This window comes from Belliella filtrata, from assembly GCF_022549775.1.
GTDB classification, from domain to species: domain Bacteria; phylum Bacteroidota; class Bacteroidia; order Cytophagales; family Cyclobacteriaceae; genus Belliella; species Belliella filtrata.
On sequence record NZ_JAKZGP010000017.1, the window covers coordinates 20,941 to 42,680 of the forward strand.

The 21,740-nt window shown below is 38.8% G+C and carries 16 protein-coding genes; 14 read left to right on the forward strand and 2 right to left on the reverse strand.

Annotated features, from left to right (window positions below; genetic code table 11):
* Positions 1-11: 11 nt before the first annotated feature.
* Together MM239_RS08570 and MM239_RS08575 are read right to left on the reverse strand one after the other, a co-directional pair.
* Complete coding sequence (locus MM239_RS08570) at positions 12-476, reverse strand: SRPBCC domain-containing protein (protein WP_241347791.1); 465 nt, start codon at positions 474-476, stop codon at positions 12-14.
* Position 477: 1 nt separating this feature from the next.
* On the reverse strand, positions 478-804 hold the full coding sequence (locus MM239_RS08575; protein WP_241347792.1) for an ArsR/SmtB family transcription factor: 327 nt from the start codon (positions 802-804) through the stop codon (positions 478-480).
* 149 nt (positions 805-953) lie between these two features.
* Between MM239_RS08575 and MM239_RS08580 the strand changes: the two genes are divergently transcribed.
* The 14 genes from MM239_RS08580 (at position 954) to MM239_RS08645 (ending at position 21,737) form a co-directional block, all read left to right on the forward strand.
* Entirely contained in the window at positions 954-1,985 is a 1,032-nt protein-coding gene (locus tag MM239_RS08580) for a LacI family DNA-binding transcriptional regulator (RefSeq protein ID WP_241347793.1), read from the forward strand.
* 275 nt (positions 1,986-2,260) lie between these two features.
* The gene (locus MM239_RS08585; protein WP_241347794.1) at positions 2,261-3,235 is read left to right on the forward strand and encodes a class II fructose-bisphosphate aldolase; all 975 of its coding nucleotides are present in this window, start codon (positions 2,261-2,263) and stop codon (positions 3,233-3,235) included.
* Positions 3,232-4,119, forward strand: a complete 888-nt coding sequence (iolB, locus tag MM239_RS08590; RefSeq protein ID WP_241347795.1) for a 5-deoxy-glucuronate isomerase — start codon at positions 3,232-3,234, stop codon at positions 4,117-4,119. The genes MM239_RS08585 and iolB overlap by 4 nt, the downstream gene beginning before the upstream one ends.
* Entirely contained in the window at positions 4,112-5,140 is a 1,029-nt protein-coding gene (gene iolC / locus MM239_RS08595) for a 5-dehydro-2-deoxygluconokinase (RefSeq protein ID WP_241347796.1), read from the forward strand. Before iolB ends, iolC begins: the two co-directional genes overlap by 8 nt.
* A gap of 18 nt (positions 5,141-5,158) precedes the next feature.
* Positions 5,159-7,024 (forward strand): 3D-(3,5/4)-trihydroxycyclohexane-1,2-dione acylhydrolase (decyclizing), encoded by a 1,866-nt coding sequence (gene iolD, locus MM239_RS08600; RefSeq protein ID WP_241347797.1) that lies wholly within the window; start codon positions 5,159-5,161, stop codon positions 7,022-7,024.
* Between the two features lie 59 nt (positions 7,025-7,083).
* Positions 7,084-8,667 carry a solute:sodium symporter family transporter gene (locus tag MM239_RS08605; RefSeq protein ID WP_241347798.1) on the forward strand — a complete coding sequence of 528 codons (1,584 nt, stop codon included), beginning with the start codon at positions 7,084-7,086 and terminating at the stop codon, positions 8,665-8,667.
* A gap of 16 nt (positions 8,668-8,683) precedes the next feature.
* Positions 8,684-10,159 carry a CoA-acylating methylmalonate-semialdehyde dehydrogenase gene (locus tag MM239_RS08610; protein WP_241347799.1) on the forward strand — a complete coding sequence of 492 codons (1,476 nt, stop codon included), beginning with the start codon at positions 8,684-8,686 and terminating at the stop codon, positions 10,157-10,159.
* A 5-nt stretch (positions 10,160-10,164) separates the two neighbouring features.
* Entirely contained in the window at positions 10,165-11,070 is a 906-nt protein-coding gene (locus tag MM239_RS08615) for a sugar phosphate isomerase/epimerase family protein (protein ID WP_241347800.1), read from the forward strand.
* Positions 11,071-11,266: 196 nt separating this feature from the next.
* Complete coding sequence (gene iolG / locus MM239_RS08620; protein ID WP_241347801.1) at positions 11,267-12,298, forward strand: inositol 2-dehydrogenase; 1,032 nt, start codon at positions 11,267-11,269, stop codon at positions 12,296-12,298.
* 409 nt (positions 12,299-12,707) lie between these two features.
* Positions 12,708-15,830, forward strand: a complete 3,123-nt coding sequence (locus MM239_RS08625) for a SusC/RagA family TonB-linked outer membrane protein (protein WP_241347802.1) — start codon at positions 12,708-12,710, stop codon at positions 15,828-15,830.
* A gap of 12 nt (positions 15,831-15,842) precedes the next feature.
* On the forward strand, positions 15,843-17,453 hold the full coding sequence (locus tag MM239_RS08630; protein WP_241347803.1) for a RagB/SusD family nutrient uptake outer membrane protein: 1,611 nt from the start codon (positions 15,843-15,845) through the stop codon (positions 17,451-17,453).
* A 100-nt stretch (positions 17,454-17,553) separates the two neighbouring features.
* Complete coding sequence (locus MM239_RS08635; protein WP_241347804.1) at positions 17,554-18,552, forward strand: purple acid phosphatase family protein; 999 nt, start codon at positions 17,554-17,556, stop codon at positions 18,550-18,552.
* Between the two features lie 93 nt (positions 18,553-18,645).
* Complete coding sequence (locus MM239_RS08640) at positions 18,646-20,430, forward strand: hypothetical protein (protein WP_241347805.1); 1,785 nt, start codon at positions 18,646-18,648, stop codon at positions 20,428-20,430.
* Between the two features lie 11 nt (positions 20,431-20,441).
* Entirely contained in the window at positions 20,442-21,737 is a 1,296-nt protein-coding gene (locus MM239_RS08645; protein ID WP_241347806.1) for a DUF4861 family protein, read from the forward strand.
* Positions 21,738-21,740: the final 3 nt, after the last annotated feature.

Here is a 21,740-nt window from a genome sequence, read left to right on the forward strand (position 1 = left end):
AAGTATAAATTTTATAGTGGTTTGAGGATTTTTTGTAACCTGTTATGAGCTCCATTAATACCTTGGGCAAAGGGTAGCTTGAGTAGGTTATTCCTGTCTTCTACAGATTTGAATATGATTTTAATGTCAAGCTTGCTCTGGTTATTAGAGGTAGATTTGAAATCTAAGAATTCCAATTGAACTGGAAAGCCTGCATTTACCATTTGAAAAGTTCTTACGATTTGTGAGTTCTCTACGATGGAATGGATGCAACCTTGAGCGAGAAAAAGGATATTTCCATGCTCATCTTTGTTCTCAAACTGGTATGATCCAAATGCTTCATTGTTTAATTCTAGGACTTTGTTATTCATCCATTGCTCTATCAAAGAAGGTATAGTATGGGCTTTATATAACAGTTCTACGGGAAGATTAAAAGTTCTAGTGATTAGAATTTCTTGCAGACCTTCTGGTGCAGATACTTTTGTTTTTGGTTCCATTTTACTGATTGTTTGATTGGTAGTTTTTCATCACCTGCTCAAGTTTGTCAAATCTCTCCTCCCAAATTTTCCTGAAGGGTTCTATAAAGTCTTCTATTTCCTTCATTTTTTCAATATTGAGTTGGTAGTAGACCTCCCGACCTTTTTGCCTCTGGCTGAGAAGTTCACAAGAGGTTAGAATCTGAAGGTGCTTAGATACTGTAGGTCTGGCCGTTTCAAAATTTGCGGCTATGGATCCCGCTGAAAGTGATTGAGTTGCCAAAAGAAGCAAAATAGCTCTTCTCGTAGGATCTGCTATCGCCTGAAATATATCTCTTCGTAAGTTCATTGTGTAGTCATTTGACTACAAATATATATGAAGTTATTTAGCTACGCAATAGGGTTGTGGTAATATATTTTATTTTCGATAAAAAATACTTAAATAGCCTATCGAACAAGGTGTAGTGTCACCAAAAATGACTATTTGAAAGATAATAAATGAAAAAGGGGCAAGTTACGATAACTGATTTGGCAAAGGAACTTAATGTTTCGCCTTCCACTATTTCCAGAGCTTTGAATAATAGTCCATTCATTAGTGAAGAAAGAAAGAAAGTGATTATGGATTTGGCAAAAAAGATGAATTACAGTCCGAATCAGCTTGCATTGAGCCTTTTGAATAAGCGTACTAAGATCTTGGGGGTCGTGGTCCCGGAAATTACAAGTTATTATTTTTCTACTGCTATCAATGGGATTCAAGATAAAGTAGGTAGTAGTGGGTATAAGTTAATGATAAGCCAATCAAATGAATCTTTTGAAGAGGAAATCAGACTGATGGAAGCAATGGCCTTGGTTAGGGTAGATGGTTTTTTGATTTCTCCTTCCTCAAATACGACAACTTTTGATCACTTTGAGAAAATCAAAAGCTCTGGATTCCCGTTGGTTGTATTTGATCGGGATTGTTTAGGTTTTGAAGCAGATAAAGTAGTTGTAGATGATTACTCCGGAGCTTTTCAAGCAGTAGAATACCTTGTCAAGACAGGTTGTAAGCGAATAGCGCATATTGGTGGAGCAGCTAGTCTGTCTACTACCCAGCATAGAAAGATGGGTTATTTAGATGCACTTGCTAAAAATAATGTGTCAATTGTTGATGAATTGATAATAAATGGAGAAGATTCTAGTTCTGAAAGTGGGGTTACATGTATGCTTTCCTTGTTGAACTTAGAAGTGATTCCTGATGCTGTCTTTTGTTATAATGATGCCATAGCCATTGGCGCAATGTCAGTAATCAGGGAAAGAGGGATACAGATTCCTGAAGAGATTTCATTAGTTGGATTTGATGATGAGCCATACAGTTCTTATTTCAAACCTTCACTCACTTCAGTTTGGCAACCAATCTATGATTTAGGTTTGCTCTCCGCAAAAATACTACTTGATAATTTGATGGCAGACAATGAGTCTAGCAGCTATAGGTATGAGGTATTGAAGCCTGAGCTCATGATTAGAGAGTCTTCAAAAAAGCTTCCGATATAATTTTCACTTTTTGAAAAATCCTATGAACATTAAATTCAATTCTCACTTGGACGTTAAGTTTTGCACCATGTAGTTTTTAGTAGAGCTTGAATAAAGACGGTAATAGGTTGTTAAATATCATGTTTGTTACAAAATTAATATATCCTGAATATAGGATTTTATTTTGTAAAATTAAGTTTTGATTATGCAAACCTTTGCATAAGACTATTTGGTGTAATTCTTTCTTTTATGGAGTATTTCGTGTTGTATTGTAGTACAAAGAAATGCCCAAAATAATGAAATTATCTACCCAAAGACTGTTTGATGATTGCTATGGAAAGTATGCGATAGCTGCGGTAAATGTATTTACCATGGAGCAAGTATTGGGAGTTTTTGAGGCTGCGTCGGTTTCACGATCACCTGTTATCATCCAGACCACCCCAGTGGCAAGAGATTATGCAGGTGCGACCATGATCATAGCTATGATAGATGCAGCAGCAGAAATTTTTCCAGATGTAATTTACGCCCTTCACCTAGATCATGGTGTAGAAGCTCATATTGACTCCGCATTATCGTCAGGTAAATACTCTTCTGTGATGATAGATGCCTCTCATGAATCTTTTGAAGATAATGTGCAGAGGACTTCTGCTATAGTAAAAAAAGCTCACGCTCATGGTATTCCTGTAGAGGCTGAGCTCGGTGTGCTAAGTGGCGTGGAAGATGATATCGATGTATCAGATAGTCAGGCAAAATATACTAAACCTGAAGAAGTACTTGCGTTTGTAAGTCAAAGTCATTGTGATAGTTTGGCTATAGCTGTAGGAACTAGCCATGGAGCGTACAAGTTTGCAGGGAAGCAAGGAATAAGATTCGATATTTTAGCAATGATTCAAGAAATGCTTCCAAAGTTTCCATTGGTATTGCATGGTGGATCTGCAGTCAATCCTTATCATGTTACCCGAATAAATGGATTTGGTGGAAGCATGATGACTGGAAGTCGCGGGGTAAAGGATGAAGAGATTCAGAAGGCCATTCCTTTAGGTATTTGTAAAGTCAATATCGCCACAGACCTACGTATTCTTTGGACAGCTGTGCATAGAGAGCATTTTTATCTAAACCCATGCCTTTTTGACCCTATTGTACCAGGGAAGCAATATAGAAAAGAGTTGATCGAGATGCTTGTAAGTAAATTTGAGCTTCTTGGATCTAAAGGGAAGTCATGCAATTTCTTTGGACAATCAAATGAACACTTAAAACTGAGAAATCAATGAAAAAGGATCATAAATATCCACTTCTAGCCAAATCAATTGGAAGTGAAGGAATCTATCAATCAGTCACGAAAGTAGATGGCTCTTGGGAGTTTTTAAATTTTGAAGCCAGACTCATGCAGAAAGGTGAAGTATGGGAATGTAATACTGGTGATCATGAGTATGCTATTGTCTTACTTTCAGGGAATTTTTCAGTAAAGTCTGACAAAGGGGAATGGCAGACCATCAATGGTCGAAAGGATGTATTCTCTGGAATAGCGCATACCCTTTATCTTCCTAGGAATACACAGTTTGAATTAATTGCAAACTCAGAAATATTAGATATTGCTTATGGCTGGTGTGAGACTGACCAAGATTTTGAGCCATTTTTCAAAACTCCAGTGCAAGTAGAGATAGAAATTAGAGGAGGAGATAATGCTGCTAGGCAGATCAATAGCCTTGTAGGTCCTGGATCTTCATGCCATAGACTTGTAGCTGTTGAGGTATATACTCCTTCAGGAAATTGGAGTTCTTTTCCTGCCCACAAACATGACGAAAGAAAAGTAGATGAGAAAGGGGATGTTTTGGAGGCTAGGCTTGAGGAAACATATTTCTATAAGATTGATAAAAAACAAGGGTATGCCATACAGCAAGTGTATACAGCTGATAGAAGTTTGGATGAGATTGCCGTGGCAAGAAACAATGATGTAGTCTTGGTACCCAAGGGGTATCATCCCGTAGTGGCTGGGCATGGTTACAATGTCTACTATTTAAATTTCTTAACAGGCAGCGATCAGTCACTTGCCAATACACCTGACCCCGATCATACCTGGATTTTTGATTCTTGGAAGGGAAAAGACCCAAGAATTCCAATGGTAACTGCTCAAATGAATGATCATCATGAATAAAGAAATGGATGTAATTACTATAGGTCGCTCTTCTATCGATCTATACAGTCAGCAAGTCGGTGCTGATTTTGTGGATATCAAAGGTTTTGATGCTTTTGTAGGAGGTTCACCATTGAATATAGCCACTGGTTGTGCTCGCTTGGGGTTGAAATGCTCTTTGTTTACGGGAGTGGGGGAGGATAAAGTTGGCGATTTTATATTGAATTTTCTTCAGAATGAAAGCATAGATACCACTCATGTAGCAAGAATACCTGGAGCGAGAAGCAGTGCAGTTGTGCTGGGAATACAGCCTCCGGATAGATTCCCATTGGTGTACTATAGAGATAACTGTGCTGATATTCAGATTACTTTAGATCATGCATCACAAATTAACTTCAATGCTTACAAATTGGTGGAGATTTCAGCCACAGCTTTGAGCAAAGAGCCAAGTAGATCTACAGTGTTTTATGCTGTAGAAAAGGCAAATCAGGTAGCTGTGCCAGTGGTATTGGATATTGATTTCCGAGCAGATCAATGGCAAGATGTAAGATCCTTTGGTTTGACAGTAAGATCATTACTCTCAAAGGTCAAAATTGCGATAGGTACAGAAGAGGAGATTCTAGCGGCCATGCTTAAGGATCAAAGTCAAATCACCATAGAGCACCAGCAAATTTCTGCTCCAAAGATTACAGGTGATATTGAAGAGGCTATTGATTTGATCCTAAAAACTGGTGTTGAAATTTTGCTAGTTAAGAGAGGTTCGCAAGGAGTGACTGTGTATACAGCAGGTGGTGAAGTATTTAATGTGCCAGGCTTTCCCGTAGATCCTTTGAATGTACTTGGAGCAGGAGATGCATTTGCTTCGGGTTTCATTTACGGATACTTACAAGGCTGGTCATTGTACAAAGCATGCCGAATGGGTAACGCCAGTGGAGCACAGGTTGTATTGCAATCAGGTTGTGCCAACTTTATGCCTACGCTTGAAGAATCCTTAAGTTTCATAGGTTCTCAGGGAGGATTTCAAGTACCTGTTGAATCATAAATACCTAAACCCAAGATAATGAATACTATAAAATTGACAGTAGCCCAAGCGCTTATCAAATATTTGATCGCACAAAAAGTAGAAAGAGATGGAGTGGTTCAGCCGTTTTTTGCAGGTTGCTTTGGGATTTTTGGACATGGAAATGTAGGGGGTATTGGGCAGGCTTTACACCAGACACCTAGCTTTCGGTATTACCAAAGCAGAAATGAACAGGCTATGGTTCATACAGCTGCTGCTTATGCTAAGATGAAAAATAGGTTGTCTACATTGGTATGCACTTCATCCATAGGTCCAGGTGCGACCAATATGATAACTGCTGCAGCTGGTGCCACAATCAATAGGATTCCAGTTTTACTCTTACCAGGAGATATATTCGCCACAAGAAGGGTGGATCCTGTTCTTCAGCAATTAGAAGCCTCATATACACAAGATATCTCAGTAAATGATTGCTTTAAGCCGGTCTCAAAATTCTGGGACAGGATCAACAGACCTGAGCAACTTATTAATTCTCTGCCCTCAGCCCTGAGGGTACTCACTTCTCAAGAAGAAACAGGAGCTGTTACACTTTGTTTGCCTCAAGATGTGCAAGCAGAGTCATATGATTTTCCAGTTTCTATGTTTGATGAGAAGATTTGGTTTATACCTCGACCTTTACCTGATATAGAATTGGTCAATAGAGCAGTAGAATTGATTCGTAATGCAAAAAGACCAATGATCATCGCTGGGGGAGGTGTGATATATAGTGAAGCTACCGATGTGCTGGATGACTTTGCTTCTCAAACAGGAATACCCGTGGGAGAGACTTTTGCAGGCAAAGGATCATTACCCTACGATCATCCTATGAATATAGGAGCTACTGGAGCTACAGGTACCGAGGGCGCGAATGCTTTCAGTACAAAGGCGGACCTGATCATAGGTATAGGTACGCGATACAGTGATTTTACTACAGCCTCCAAGACTGCTTTTCAAAATCAAGATGTCAAGTTTATCAATATCAACATTGCAGCATTTGATGCTTTCAAACATGGTGCAATTCCACTCACTGGAGATGCTAAGGCTACTTTGACCTTGTTGTTGAGCCTGTTGGACGGATACAAAACTGACAATTCGTATACTCAGTTAGCGAAAGAATACAATCTAAGTTGGGATCAAAAAGTCTCAGAAGCTTATCAATCCATTGAGGGTAGTAGCGTTTTTCAGTCCGAAGTAATAGGTGCTGTCAATGAATTTTCAAACCCAGAAGATGTTGTGCTTTGTGCAGCGGGTAGTCTGCCAGGTGATCTGCATAAATTATGGAGGACGAGAGATCCAAAAGGTTTTCATCTTGAGTATGGCTACTCTTGCATGGGCTATGAGATCGCAGGTGGGCTAGGGGCAAAGATGGCGTGCCCTGAAAGAGAAATCTACGTGATGGTAGGAGATGGGAGTTATTTAATGATGAGCTCGGAAATAGTGACTTCCATTCAAGAAGGCTACAAGCTGACCATTATTCTGATCAATAACCATGGCTATGCCAGTATAGGTGGTCTTTCCAAATCCCTTGGAACAGAAGGTTTTGGTACTTCATACCAATACAGAAATTCATCAACAAATCAGCTTGATGGAGGGGTATTGCCTGTGGACTTGGCTGAAAATATCCGTAGCCTCGGAGCAGAACTTATCAAAGTAGCAAATGTGTCAAGTCTCAATGAAGCGCTTCTCGCAGCGAAAAAACTCACAAAAACTACTGTGATTTACATAGAAACTCAGCCAGAAAGAAAACTGGCAGGCTACGGCCATGCTTGGTGGGAAGTACCTGTATCAGAAGTGTCAGAAAGCATAGGGGTGCAAGAGGCCTATAAAAAAATGAGGAAGCAGCAAGAAAACCAGAAGTATTTCCATTAAGAACTTCTTATAAATCGATACTTCCATACCTAGATTTCACTAACCCAATTCAATAACCTATGACATTAACTGTCTTTAGCTTTGTAGGCTTTACACTGTTTGTAGCTGTCTATGCTTGGTATAAAACAAGAAGCGAGAATTTATCGACCAAAGAAGGGTATTTCCTTGGGGGAAAAAGTCTCACTGGAGTGGTCATAGCAGGTTCTATGATCATGACCAATATATCTACTGAGCATTTGGTTGGGATGAATGGTTCATCATATAAAAATGGCTTTATCATAGTAGCCTGGGAAGTGACATCTGCCTTAGCTCTGATTTTGGCTGCTTTGTATTTTGTACCGAAATACTTAAAAATGGGGCTCATGACAATTCCTCAATACCTAGAGGATAGGTTTGATGCAAGTACAAGATCGCTAGTGGCATTTTTCCTTTTGGTATCATTTGCTGTTACTTTATTACCTATAGTCTTGTACACAGGAGCGATCAACTTAGAAAGTTTGTTTGGAGTTTCTGAGATTTTGGAGGTTTCCAGACAAGAAGGGATTTGGTTTACAGTATTGTTCGTAGGGGTATTGGGTTCTATCTATGCGATTTTTGGAGGACTAAAGGCTGTGGCAGTATCTGATACGATCAATGGCTATGGTCTTATGATAGGAGGAATTCTTATACCACTTCTGGCTTTGGTTTACATTGGAGATGGAAACCCACTGAATGGAATCTTACAGGTTTTCGAACATGAACCACAGAAATTCAGTGTAATCGGAGATGCTGATTCAGTATTGCCATTCGAAACGCTTTTTACTGGCCTCATAATCAATCAAATATACTTTTGGTGCATGAATCAGACTATATTGCAGCGTGCTTTAGGTGCCAAAAATCTTATAGAAGCCCAAAAGGGACTGCTTTATACTGGAGTCCTGAAGTTATTTGTTCCCTTTATAATAGTACTGCCTGGTGTGATTGGGTTTTATTACTTTGGTGACTCCCTGATAAGTGAACAGGATTTAGTTTATCCTGCCTTGGTGAAAAAAGTACTGCCTGTGAGTTTGACTGGAATATTTGCAGCAGTCCTTATGGGAGCTGTGCTGAGTACATTCAATAGTGTTTTGAACAGTGCTTCCACCATTTTTAGCATTGATATTTACAAAAGAATAATTCACCCATCAGTCTCAGATAAGAACTTGGTAAGAGCAGGGAAAATCTCTGCAACTGTATTGGCAGTGATCTCCATTATAGTTGCTCCTTTGGTGTCAAATGCCCCAGAAGGATTGTTTCAATTGCTACAGCAGCTCAATGGAATATTCTTTATCCCCATAGCATCGATCATGTTAGCTGGATTTCTTACTGAAAGGATCACAGCGCTTGCAGCAAAAGTAGCATTGATAGTAGGTTTGGGTTTTTACATCATCGTCACATTTGTACTTCAATCGGACATTCACTTTGTACATGTATGGGGCATTGAATTCGTGATCAATAGTGTAGTCATGCTTCTAGTTTCTTTTTTATGGCCTAAGCATGCTGAAGATTCGAAGAAAATCAGACTTAGTAATATTCAATTATCACAATGGAAATATGCAAGATTGGTGTCTTTGGCTTTGGTGGTAATAACCATTGCAGTATACATCATATTTGGATCTATTTAAAACTTAGTAAAATTTAATGGAAAAGCTTAAAAATTTTATCAATGGTAACTGGGTGACAAGTTCAGAACCTAAGACTTCTTCAGTCATCAATCCAGCTACACAAGAAGTTTTGGCACAAGTCCCTTTTGGGCCAAGTACAGCGTCAGATTTAGATCAAGCGGTACAATGTGCTCATGCAGCATACTTGGAGTGGAGAAATGTCCCGGTCATGCAACGTGTGCAGCCTCTTTACAAACTCAAAGCCTTGCTGGAGGAGCATCATGAGGAGTTGTCACGAATCATCACTTTGGAATGTGGCAAAACTATCATAGAGTCTCGTGCTGAGCTTCAAAGAGCAATAGAGAATGTAGAGACAGCCTGCGCTACCCCAACACTGATTCAAAGTGAATTTTCCGAAAACATAGCCAGGGGAGTGGATGAATTTATGATTCGCCAAGCCTTAGGTGTTTGTGTGTGTATTGCACCATTTAATTTCCCAGGTATGATACCATTTTGGTTTTTACCTTATGCCATAGCCTGTGGCAATTCTTTTATTATCAAGCCCTCGGAAAAAGTACCCTTGACATTGATGAAGGTGTTTGAGTTGATACAAGAAATAGGTCTTCCTGATGGATTGGTAAATCTTGTACATGGAGGAAAGGAGACTGTAGACGCCATGTTGGAGCACCCTAAGGTAAAGGCTGTGAGTTTTGTAGGTTCCACAAATGTTGCCAGATACATTTACAGCAAAGGGGCAGCTAATGGTAAAAGAGTTCAGGCTCAGGGAGGTGCTAAGAATCCTGTTGTCGTACTACCTGATGCAGATTTAGAAGTTACTTCAAATATCATAGCAGATAGTGTGTATGGATGTGCTGGACAGCGTTGCTTGGCAGCCTCAAATATCATTGTAGTTGGAGATCATGGTGGTAAGGTCAAAGAGAGTATTTATGAAGCTGCGAAAAAGAAAATCACTGGGTTTGGATTGGATGAAAGCATTGAAATGGGCCCTGTGATTTCGAAAGAAAGCAAATCAAGAGTAGAGATGCTTATAGAAATGGGGAAAAGCGAAGGCGCTAATCTATTGCTCGATGGACGAGGATTTCAAGTAGATGGCTATAGCAAAGGTAATTTTATAGCTCCCACAATCTTGGATGGGGTTTCTTCTACTGGAAACTTGGTGAAGACGGAGATTTTTGGACCAGTGATGAGCCTTTTGGCAATGAAAGATCTTGATGAAGCCATTTCCTTTATCAATACCAATAGCTACGGAAATATGGCTTGCCTATTTACAAGTAGTGGTGCTAGTGCCAGAAAGTTCCGAAACCAAGCAGATGCTGGCAATATTGGGATTAATATTGGAGTAGCTGCACCTATGGCACAATTTCCTTTTAGTGGGTGGAATGATAGCTTTTTTGGGGACTTGCATGGTCAAGGAAGACATGGGATTGAGTTCTTTACACAGACCAAAGTAGTGATTGAACGCTGGCCAAGAGAATGGACCAGAAAATTTTAATGTATATGGAAAAGATAAAAATTGCAAATGCACCCTGTTCGTGGGGAGCCCTGGAGTTTGACCTTGAAGGAGATTCCAAAGGGTATAATGAAGTATTGGACGAAATGAAAACTTCAGGATATGTAGGTTCGGAGTTAGGAGATTTGGGTTTTATGCCATCTGAACCAGATGAACTTAAGAGCGTTATAAAAAACTTTGATTTTTGGATTCCTGGTGCTTTTGTGCCAGTAGCATTGGCAGACGAAGAGGAGCATGCAGCAGGGCTTGCCAAAGCTTTGAAAGTTGCCAAACTGCTCGTTGAAGCGGGATTCAATGATGCATTCATTGTATTAGCAGATGAAAATGGATCTGTACCAGAGAGGACACTTAACGCAGGAAGAATTAGTGAACATATGGGGTTGTCAGAGGAGGAATGGTTGGTGTTTGCTAAAGGTGCGGATCTTATTGCCCAAAAAGTTAAGGATACTTATGGCTTGAGAACGGTATTTCATCACCATTGCGCTGGATATATTGAGACATCCTCAGAGATAGACAGATTGATGAAATTGACTAATCCTGATGTTTTAGGATTATGTCTTGATATGGGGCATTGTATGTATGGTGGAGGTAATCCTGTAGATATATTAAATAAGCATTATGATAGGATATGGCATGTTCATTTCAAAGATTATAACCCAAGCATAGGAGAGCAAAGTAAGTTGCAGAATTGGGATTACTTTGATGCTGTCAAAGCAGGAGTGTTTTGCAAACTAGGTGAGGGAGCCGTGGATTTTGAAGAGATAGTTGGAATATTGAAAACCAAAGATTACAGTGGATGGATAGTAGTGGAGCAAGATGTCTTGCCAGGTATGGGAAGCCCACTGGCATGTGCTATTCATAATAGGGAATATATCAAAAAACTAGGCTTGTAAGTGATTAGAATCATCTGAAATTGTCTTAAGAATCCTTTTTGGGATTTAGTTTGTGATTGGTGCATACATAAGTCTGTGAGGACAAAGACCATGTAAATTTTTTATTGGTATATCAAATAGCATGTTCATACTGAATGTGTATTTGAATGTAAAGTAATGAGCGTTTAAGAAAGTCAAAGAATAAATAACATTTGCTATGAAAAAGGTTAAAGTAGGTGTGATCGGAATGGGTAGGATTGGAAAGATTCATTTCGGGAATTTAAAACACCAAATTAATGATGCAGAAGTAGTCGCTATTTCTGATCCATTTTATCAAGATCCAACTGAATTCCCAAACCTGAGCCCAGAGGAGCTGATTCAGCATCCAGAGATCGAGGCTGTTATCATTTGCTCACCGACAGATACACACGCAGCATATATTTCTATGTGTGCTGAAGCGGGCAAACATATCTTCTGTGAAAAGCCCCACGACCTGTCCATAAGTCGTGTTATAGAGACACTTAAAGAAGTGAATGCCGCTGGAGTTGAGTTAATGCTGGGTTTCAATAGAAGATTTGATCCAAATTTTCAAAAAATACGATCCTTAGTGCAAGAAGGAAAGATCGGTGATGTCCATTTACTTAAAATCACAAGTAGGGATCCTGCACCACCTTCATTAGCGTATTTAAAAAGTTCAGGAGGTATGTTTTTGGATATGACCATTCATGATTTTGACATGGCCAGGTATATCATGGGGAAAGAAGTCGTAGAAGTCTTTGCTAAAGCAGGGGCTTTCGTATCAGATGATGTGAAGGAAGCTGGGGATATCGATACAGCAGTGATTACTTTGAAGTTTGATGACGGATCTATGGCCGTGATAGACAATTGCAGAAAAGCTGTCTACGGATATGATCAAAGGTTGGAAGTATTCGGATCAAAAGGTATGGCTAAAGTTGATAATAATAAGCCTGATACACACATACTATATAACGATCTTGGAGCCCATGGAGCACTTCCATTAAACTTCTTTATGGAGCGATACACCATGTCATATCAAATAGAGCTAAATCGATTCATTGAAGCTGTTTTGCAAAAAAAACCAATGCCAGTAAGTGGTGTAGATGGGCTCAAAGCTATGATGATAGCACTTGCTGCAAAGCAGTCTGTAGTCATAAATCGTCCAGTTGCAATTGTGGAATTTTCAGAAGATAAAATTGATCAATTAATCCCTGAGCAAATAATCTCATAAAATTCCTTTATTAACAAACTTTTCATGTGATTGTTATTTGTGCAAACCTTTGCATAAATCTCTTTTGCTACAGCCGAAAATTGTTACTAATATAGCATAGAAAATATTCCGCATCACTAGAGAAAGGAGTTGTTTCGAGAGTATTGAAATTAAACCCTAAACCCACCCGGATAACTAAAATTGTATACTCTCATATAGGGTATCAAAATTAAGAAAAAGAAAACCTGCCATGTGCCCAAAAGATTGATAAATCTTAGGGCTAACAATCCAATTTAACAAACACTACTAAAAAATTAATTTGTTTGGCTGAATTTCAGCTACTTGAATTCCTATGTCCTAAAATTAATCCTATGAAAACTCAATTACAGGTCAACTTTAATTTATAAAAATAACAATAAACCAAAATCAAATGAAAAGAACCCTTACTCATTTAAAATGGATAACTTATTTTGATTTCAGAGATAAGATGAATCCAGCCCTAAAATTGATGAGCCTAGCTATAGGCTTATGGTTGCTGACAATAGCTTCGGCTAGTGCGCAGACGACAATCAAAGGTGTGGTAATATCTGGTGAAGATAACCTACCATTTCCAGGTGTCACTGTCATGGAAAAAGGAACAACAAATGGAGCTGTTACTGATATGGATGGAGCCTTCTCGATCAGCATCAATGATCCGTCAAGTTCAACTCTTGTATTTTCATTCATAGGTTTTTTGACCCAGGAAATACAAATCAATAATCGTAGCAATATCCAATTGACGTTAGAACCAGATGTTTCTCAGCTAGATGAAGTAGTCGTGATTGGCTATGGAGAAAGTAAACGTCGTGACCTAACTGGCTCGGTCGGGTCGATGAATTCAGAGAATATCAGGGAAACTAACAAAGTGAATGCCTTTCAGGCTCTGCAAGGTCAAGTTGCTGGTGTAAATATTCAAGCGACAGACAACAAACCAGGTGGAGGGTTCAATGTCAGAATCAGAGGTGCCAATACAATCAATGCGAACGAAACGGTTGACCAAGGAGGATTTAGTGCAGGTCAAAACCCATTGTTTATAGTAGATGGGATTTTTGTGAATGATATTACTTTCTTAAATCCATCTGATATTGAAAGGATGGATGTCCTCAAAGATGCCTCAGCTACAGCAATCTATGGTTCGAGAGGAACCAATGGTGTAGTAATCATTGAAACCAAAAAAGGAGCAAAGGGTAAATTGACGGTTTCTTATGATAATTATGTGGGAGTTAGACAGGCCTATAATGTGCCGAATATGTTGCAAGGAGAAGATTTTCTTCAATATTTTAGAGATGCAGTAGTAGGAAATCAGTGGGCAGGTGGCAATAGAGATTTTACAGTAAATGATGTAGTACTGAGTGATTTCATGAGACCTAATGAGTTGGCTAACGTTGCTGCTGGAAGATTTACCAACTGGCTAGACTTAGTGACAGAAACAGGAGCACAACAAAACCATACAGTCAACTTAAGTGGTGGAAATGACAATTCTATCTATGGTTTTGGGGTAGCTTATACAAAAGATGAAGGAACTTTTGCAGGAGAAGATTACGAGCGCTTCAATTTAAGAGCTAATGTAAATGCTAATCTTTCAAAATATGTTTCAGTCGGATTTAGTAATTATGCTTCATTCGCTACAAGAAATGAAGGAAGTAGAGAAGGATTAAGAAGTGCTTACAGATTGAGGCCTACTGGGTCACCGTTTGAGGAAGATGGCAGCCCTAAGTTTTTCCCTATAGAAGGAGAGACCTTCATAACCAATCCATTGTTTGAACCAGAGTCAATGACAATGGAGACACGTACTTTGAATTATCTAAGTAATCTTTCACTGTCTGTTAGTCCTACTAAAAGCTTAAAATTCACTTCTAATTTTTCTCCAAACATCGAATTTTTGAGATTTGGAGAGTATAGGGGTAGATTCAATAAATCTACAAATGGTATCATTCAAAACACCAGAGCCGATGTGACCAATGGTAATAGGATATCATATACTTGGGATAACATCGCAAATTATAATGCGGAATTTGGTAAAGATCATGTGATCAACGCAACTTTCGTATACTCAATGTTCATGGATAGGTATGAGAATTATAGAATGCAAAGAAGAGGTTTTTCTACTGATCAGTTTTTGTTTTATAACATGCAGGCAGGGCCAGATATCAGGGACGTTACCAGTGGGCTTTCCAAGCAGACTTTAGAGTCTTATACAGCTAGAGTAAATTATAATTTGAAAGATAAATATTTGTTTACTGTCACTGGTAGATACGATGGATCCTCAATCCTAGCTGATAACAATAAATGGGCATTTTTCCCCTCAGCAGCTTTTGCTTGGAGGATTTCAGATGAGTCATTTATGAAAGGACAAAAGCTTGTTGAAGACCTCAAAATGCGTGTCAGTTATGGTGAAACGGGAAATAATGGTGCAGGTGGTGGATTAGGACCTTTGGCAGCTCAATCCCTTGTAAATAATTCATCATTCGTGAATTTGGGAGGTCAACCTATAAGAACAGCTGCGATCACCAGTTTGATCAATAGAGATCTGACTTGGGAAAGAACCAAGGAAGTTAATTTAGGCTTGGACTTTGGTTTCTTTAAAAATAGAGTTTATGGTTCTGTTGATGTATATAATAGAAACAATACTGGAATAATATTCTTTAGACCTACACCTATTTTGACAGGTTACTCAGGAGTATTTGAAAACATTGGTAATGCTACAAACAGGGGTATCGAAGTATCATTGAATAGTGTGAATTTTGATAATGGCACCTTCAAATGGACTTCTTCTTTGAATTTTGCCGCAAATAGAAATAGAATAACCAAGTTGACAGGTCAGACAGATGAGATATTGTTTGGGGTACAAGGTGGTTCATATATTCACCGAGTGGGAGAGTCTATTGGTTCAATTTTCACTTGGGCCTTTGATGGTATTTGGCAGCTGGATGAGTTAGAACAAGCTCAGAGCTTCGGTCAGCTACCAGGTCAGGTACGAGTTAAAGACATCAACAATGATGGGGTGATTGATGCTGATGATAGAACCATCATTGGAAACAACCTTCCAGATTGGACTGGAGGAATTTCGAACACGTTCAATTATAAAAACTTTGACTTTACCTTCTTTGTACATACCCTCCAAGGTGCGATTTCAACGAGTTATTTCCACATGTCCCATGCTGGTTATTACAATGTACTGGCGAGGTTCAATAGCTTGAAGACAAATTACTGGACTCCAAACAATCCATCTAACGAATGGCATCAACCAAGTAATGATGGACCATTTGCAGAACCATTGATTTATAGAGATGTATCTTTTGTAAAGGTAGGTTACATCACATTAGGATATAACTTCAATGAAGCTATTAACAATGCTTTGAAAGTACAGAGTCTAAGACTATACTTTACCGCTCAAAATCCATTTACTTTCTCATCATTTGAAGGATGGGATCCTGAGACCGCCGCAAGAAACAGCTGGGGTTCTGCCAATTTATCCAGAATCTTGATGGGGGGTATCAATGTTAAATTTTAATCAATCAAAGCAATGAAAAATATCAATAAAAATCTATCTATACTTGGCTTGATTGTAATGTTACTTGTGACATTCAGTTGTAGTGATTTTCTTGAAGAAGAGAATAAATCACGCGAAACTGATGCAGTAGCCAATTTGAATCCAGAGTTTTTCCATCAGCTAGTAGCTGAGGTTTACAACAGAATGCGTGCGGTCACAAGTGCATATGATTTAGATTTCAATGGGACCGATATCTTTACCAGAGGAGATATTATAGCAGGTATCAATGAGCTAAATGACTATGTAAACCTCAGACCTGTGAATGGTTCAGTCTCTAATCATTGGTTTGTAAATTATAGAATGATATCCGCAGCAAATACAGCTATAGACAGATCTTCTGAGATAGTTGGTTTAACAGACCAAATAAGGACAGTTGGTATAGCAGAAGCAAAATTCTTCCGTGCTTATGGTTATTTCAGTTTAGTGGAGAATTTTGGAGGTGTGCCATTGGTTCTCAATGAACTGCGAAGTGCTTCTGTAGATTTCTCTAGAAATACTGAAGAGGAAGTGTATACTCAAATTATAGCAGATCTGAATGATGCGTTACAAGGAGTTCCAGATGCACCTTCACAGTACGGCAGAGTATCTAAGAATGCAGTACGCCATTTATTATCAAAAGTGCTTTTGACTAGAGGTTACAAGAATTTTGGAACCTCCCAAGATTTTACTCAAGCAGCTGCTCTGGCTGAAACAGTGATTGGTGCGCATCCTTTAGTAGGTGACTTTGCATCATTGGTATCGAGATCCAATCAAAGAAATAGTGAAGTTATTTTTGCAGTACTTTATGGTTCAGACCCAGTTTCCAGAGGAGTAGGAAATAGTAGACATTTGTTGTTCAAGTTTGTATATGATGTCTATCCCGGACAGACAAGATCCACGCTATACCACAGAGGACTTGGTCAGGCACCCACACCATACTTCTTCTCATTGTATCAAGATGGAGACCAAAGAGAGGCTGCAACGATCAGAAGGTTAATGCTGGCAGAGGTAAATGATGCAACAGCGAATATAAGTGTTGGAGATACTTCGATTTATTTTCCAAAAACGCCGTGGGCTCAATCGCAAATTCAGGGAAAAAGATATGTCGTAGTTAATCCAGCGAATTATTTTATTCCTAATGGTTTTACTCAAGTTCATTATCCAATGTTTAGAAAGTTTGATGATCCAGGTGTGCCATACACAAATCCAGGAATCAATCCAGACGGAGAGCGAGATGCGATCATTATGAGAGCAGGAGAGACCCGATTAATAGCAGCAGAGGCCTATTTGAACAGTAACAATACTTCAAAAGCAGCCGAGCATATCAATGCGATCCGATCTAGAGCCGGATTAAACACTCCGATAACAGCTAATCAAATTACCATTGATCTAATACTAGATGAAAGTGCTAGAGAACTTGCTGGAGAAGTAAGCCGATGGATGGACTTGAAGAGAACTGGAAAGTTAATAGAAAGGGTCTTGGCTCATAATCCACACGCAGCCTTGAATAATGCCATCAGACCTTTTCATTTATTGAGACCAATTCCTCAAGCTGAAATTGATGTTACTGGTGGTGCATTATCCCAAAACCCAGATTACAATTAAAATAAAATAGTTTTGATAAATTATTACTATATGTAGCATCTGGCAATTCACCAGAAGCTACATATAGTTGTTTTTTTAACCAAATACAAAAAATATAAATATGTTGGGATTTAAGAAGTTAGAGATATTACCTTTTATTTTAGATACAAACAAGAGACTGCTTTTTTTTGTAACATTTACAATTGCTTTCTCTCATGTTATTATTGCACAGCAGCATGGCATAGCTGACAGGATTTCATCAGATGCGCTGAATTTTATCGTGATTGGTGACTGGGGAAGGTATGGAGACGATCATCAAAAGCAAGTTGCAGATCAGATGGCAAAAACAGCTAAAGAAATCCACGCCCAGTTTTTTATTAGTGTAGGAGATAATTTTTATCCCAAGGGTGTTGCCAGTACACAAGATGCTCACTGGTTTTATTCATTCGAAGATATTTACAAAGACTATGCTCACCAAAAAGAATGGTATAGCATACTTGGCAACCATGATTATATGGGGAATCCAGATGCACAAGTTGCCTATACGCAGATCAGTCGTAGATGGATGATGCCAGGGAGATATTATACCAAAGACTTCAAACTGCGGGGAGACAAAGAGGATGTACTTCAATTGACTTTTATTGATACCAATCCACTGATTCCTGAGTTTTACAATAATTTGGAATATGGACCAAATGTGATAACACAAGACACAGTAGCTCAAATCGGCTGGATGAAAGAAGTCTTGTCTCGGGAAGATAAAAGATGGAAACTCGTTATAGGTCATCATCCCATGTTCACAGCAAGTGAAAAAAGAAGAGAGGGTTATGATACAAGGGCTATTAGAAGTAGCTTGAGGAATATTCTTGAATCCAATAAAGTTGATGCTTATATCGCTGGTCATGATCACAGTCTTCAGCATTTGTTGCCAGATGGAGGAGTTCATCATTTTATTTCAGGCTCAGCATCTGAGGCAACCGAGGTTGGAGAACTTCCGATTACGAAGTTTTCCAAGCAAGAATTTGGATTTCTAGTTTTCTCAGTCAATGTCGAAGAAGTAAGCGTTTTTGCAATAGCATATGATGGAACTTTACTTTATGAGACAAAAATTGTCAAATGATCTCTATTAAGAAGTTTCTTTCTCAGTACTAAGTTAACTTTCGACGATTTACCAGGTGAAATGAAAGCTTACCTCTCCCAAATATAAATACCTATGAAAAATATTTCGAGAAAAACATTTATAAAACAATCAATGAGCTTTGGCTTAATTACTTCCTTGATGCCTTTCCAATCGGTAGTATGGGCAAACCAGGTAAACAACAGGTCGGTTGATCAAAGGATTTTGTCTAAGCTGATCAAATCTAATGATGAGCTTGTTAGTAAATTACTTTTGCCAGAAAATAGTAATCCAAAAGTATATGTAAGACAGCTTGGTTATGACTTTGCGGTGCTTACTGCAAGTTTCTGCCATCCTGACTCATCCTATTTCCAAGATTCAAAAGTCCTAGGTCGTATGCAAGGGCTTGTGTTTTTTTTACTATCCCAACAGCGACCTGATGGTACCATGAATACTGGTAATTTGGAGTCTCCTCCGGACACGGCTTTTGTGATGGAGCCACTTTGTGCTGCTGCAAAGATTTTGAGAGATTCACAACATAAGGGTTTGCCTGAAGTCAAAGCAAAGCTTAAAGCGTTTGTGACCAATGCAGGTGAAGCTTTAGTGACAGGAGGTATACATACGCCCAATCACCGGTGGGTACTAAGTGCTGCTTTGGCCAAAATTCATCATGTTTACCCCGATCAGCGATACGTAGACCGTATAGAAGATTGGTTAGATGAAGGTATTTTTATCGATGAAGATGGACATTACCCAGAGCGTAGTATGAACTACTCTGCTGTCGAGAATGAAGCCTTTATCACCATGGCTAAACTACTCAATAAGGAAGAATTACTAGATCCAGTAAGGAAGAATCTAGAGATGTCCTACTACTATATGGAGCCAAATGGTGATTTGGTAACCTTTGACTCTAGACGCCAGGATCAGTACAGTCACAAAAGTATCGTCTCTCAATACCTGAGTTTTAGATATTTGGCAATTAAAGACAAAAACCAATTCTTTGCGGGTATTGCAAGACAAATTGAAGGTTTTGATGATTTTTATAAGGAAATTATAGTTGGTGGTCTTTACTATTTCATGGAACATGAAATTCTTCAAGAGGAAATGCCTCTTTCATCACCACTTCCAAGAGATTTTGCAAAAGTTTTCCCTACTTCAAGCTTGGCTAGGATCAGGAGAGGAGATACGGCAATGACTGTATTCGGCGGAGTAGATTGGCCTTTGATCATAGCGTCTGGTAGATCGGTTAGTCCCAACTTTTTCTCCTATCGTAAAGGAAAAGCCGTTCTTAAATACATGAGAATGTCTTCTGCATTTTTTAGTATGGGACATTTTAGAAGCGAAGGTCTTGAAGTAGATGGAAATAAGTATATTCTTTACAAAAAATTAGAAGCTCCATACTATCAACCGTTACCAAAGGATAAAAGAAATACAACTGGCGACTATAAGCTAGGACCAAGTGTGGATGGCCGATTTTGGAGTAAGATGTCTTTTGAAGACAGGCCAGTGAGCAATGTGAAAACCCTTGAAAGTAAAATCACAGTAGAAGAGAAAAATGGTCAGGCAGATCTGCATATTGAAGTGAGTGGGCTGGAGGGTGTTCTTATTACCGTTGAGCTTTGCTTTCAGCAGGGCGGTGAATTTCAAGGAGTAAGCTCTGTAGTTGATGATTTTGGGAATAGATTTTTGGAAGAGGGAATGGGTACATATCAGTTTGGTGAGGATGTTATCACCTTTGGTCCAGGGATCAAAAAGCACGAAAACATATACAGGTTAGATGGTGAAATGTACACTGTGCATTTTGGAACATTGCGCACATCAGGTAGTCATGTTTATCTGACAGGTGTGAGCCCTTTTATTCATACCATTACATTAAAATAACCTGAGAGCAAATGAAAAAATATAACTATAACTGGCTTTTTAGCTTTGCATTATTCATTGCTTTGACATCGTGTGATCAGCAAAGGGAATCTAGTAAATATGAAATTATACTTACAAATGAAGAGGCTTTTGATTTGGAAGAAAAGGCAATAACGATTCCTTTGGAAGATTTTTCTGATTTAGAATCATTAGAATTGTTTCCTGTGATTCTTACAGAAATGAATGATACCATTCCAGCTCTTTTTGGAGATAAAGATGATGATGGAAAGCCTGATGAGTTGTTCTTTCTGATTTCATTGAAGGCAGAAGAACGGCGTAAGGTGAGACTATTGCTTATAGATAATCAGCCAATATTTGAAAAAAGAGTAAATGTCCGCTTTGGAGTAAGGGCATCGGAGCAAGATATTGTGAAAGCTGCCACTTCTCATACATTCTATCCTGATATGCTACCAGGCGTCATGGGATATCAGCCGTATCAGACCGATGGCCCTTCTTGGGAAAATGACTGTGTTGGTTTTAGGCATTATCTAGATGGTAGAAATTCAAAAGATGTATTTGGTAAAAAAGTCAAATACATGTCTCCAGACAATGTAGGGATCAACGCAGAAGGAGTGACCGAAGACGATTATCATGTCATGGAGGAATGGGGTAGGGATATATTGTCTGTAGGTAACTCTGTGGGAATTGGTGGATTTGGTTTGAAAATAGGTGATAAGCTAGCAAGGTTAGGTGTAACAGAGCAAGACTCATTGAACAATGTAGCAGCCACTGATTATGCTGTACTTGAAAATGGTCCAATTAGAGGATTGATGAGGTTTGATTATCATGACTGGAAGCCAGAAGATACTAACAGAACCTATCAAGTGAAAGAATATACATCCATCTGGCCTGGCATGCATGGATACAAGAATACAATTAGCTTTGATGGATTGGAAGGTGATGAAGAATTATTGATCGGATTGGTAAATAGCAGAACAAGTAAACCGTTAGGTCAATTTGAAGTTGGAGAATTTCAAGTTTTGTATACACACGACCTTCAGACTTATGAAAAGGAATGGTACTTAGGTTTGGCATTGATACTGCCAAAACAAAACTATTTGGGATATTTTGATGCTCCCAAGCAAGGTTCATTATCAAATACATTTTTGGCAAAATTTGCATTGCAGAATGGTCAGACGTTGAGTTACTATGCAGTGGCAGCATGGGAGCTGGCTGACGAAAGATTTACAGACGAGGCCTATTTTAAGTCCTACTTAGAATCTCTAGCAATCAAACTTGGTGCAAAAGTGAAATATGAAGTAAAGTAAGAT

Bases quoted from the DNA above. Each gene is read 5' to 3' on its own strand.
- MM239_RS08640 (WP_241347805.1), top strand. From the start codon at position 18,646: ATGAAAAATATTTCGAGAAAAACATTTATAAAACAATCAATGAGCTTT.
- MM239_RS08580 (WP_241347793.1), top strand. From the start codon at position 954: ATGAAAAAGGGGCAAGTTACGATAACTGATTTGGCAAAGGAACTTAAT.
- MM239_RS08585 (WP_241347794.1), top strand. From the start codon at position 2,261: ATGAAATTATCTACCCAAAGACTGTTTGATGATTGCTATGGAAAGTAT.
- iolB (WP_241347795.1), top strand. From the start codon at position 3,232: ATGAAAAAGGATCATAAATATCCACTTCTAGCCAAATCAATTGGAAGT.
- MM239_RS08570 (WP_241347791.1), bottom strand. From the start codon at position 476: ATGGAACCAAAAACAAAAGTATCTGCACCAGAAGGTCTGCAAGAAATT.
- iolG (WP_241347801.1), top strand. From the start codon at position 11,267: ATGAAAAAGGTTAAAGTAGGTGTGATCGGAATGGGTAGGATTGGAAAG.
- MM239_RS08615 (WP_241347800.1), top strand. From the start codon at position 10,165: ATGGAAAAGATAAAAATTGCAAATGCACCCTGTTCGTGGGGAGCCCTG.
- MM239_RS08625 (WP_241347802.1), top strand. From the start codon at position 12,708: ATGAAAAGAACCCTTACTCATTTAAAATGGATAACTTATTTTGATTTC.
- MM239_RS08645 (WP_241347806.1), top strand. From the start codon at position 20,442: ATGAAAAAATATAACTATAACTGGCTTTTTAGCTTTGCATTATTCATT.
- MM239_RS08575 (WP_241347792.1), bottom strand. From the start codon at position 804: ATGAACTTACGAAGAGATATATTTCAGGCGATAGCAGATCCTACGAGA.
- iolD (WP_241347797.1), top strand. From the start codon at position 5,159: ATGAATACTATAAAATTGACAGTAGCCCAAGCGCTTATCAAATATTTG.
- MM239_RS08605 (WP_241347798.1), top strand. From the start codon at position 7,084: ATGACATTAACTGTCTTTAGCTTTGTAGGCTTTACACTGTTTGTAGCT.
- MM239_RS08610 (WP_241347799.1), top strand. From the start codon at position 8,684: ATGGAAAAGCTTAAAAATTTTATCAATGGTAACTGGGTGACAAGTTCA.
- MM239_RS08630 (WP_241347803.1), top strand. From the start codon at position 15,843: ATGAAAAATATCAATAAAAATCTATCTATACTTGGCTTGATTGTAATG.
- MM239_RS08635 (WP_241347804.1), top strand. From the start codon at position 17,554: ATGTTGGGATTTAAGAAGTTAGAGATATTACCTTTTATTTTAGATACA.
- iolC (WP_241347796.1), top strand. From the start codon at position 4,112: ATGAATAAAGAAATGGATGTAATTACTATAGGTCGCTCTTCTATCGAT.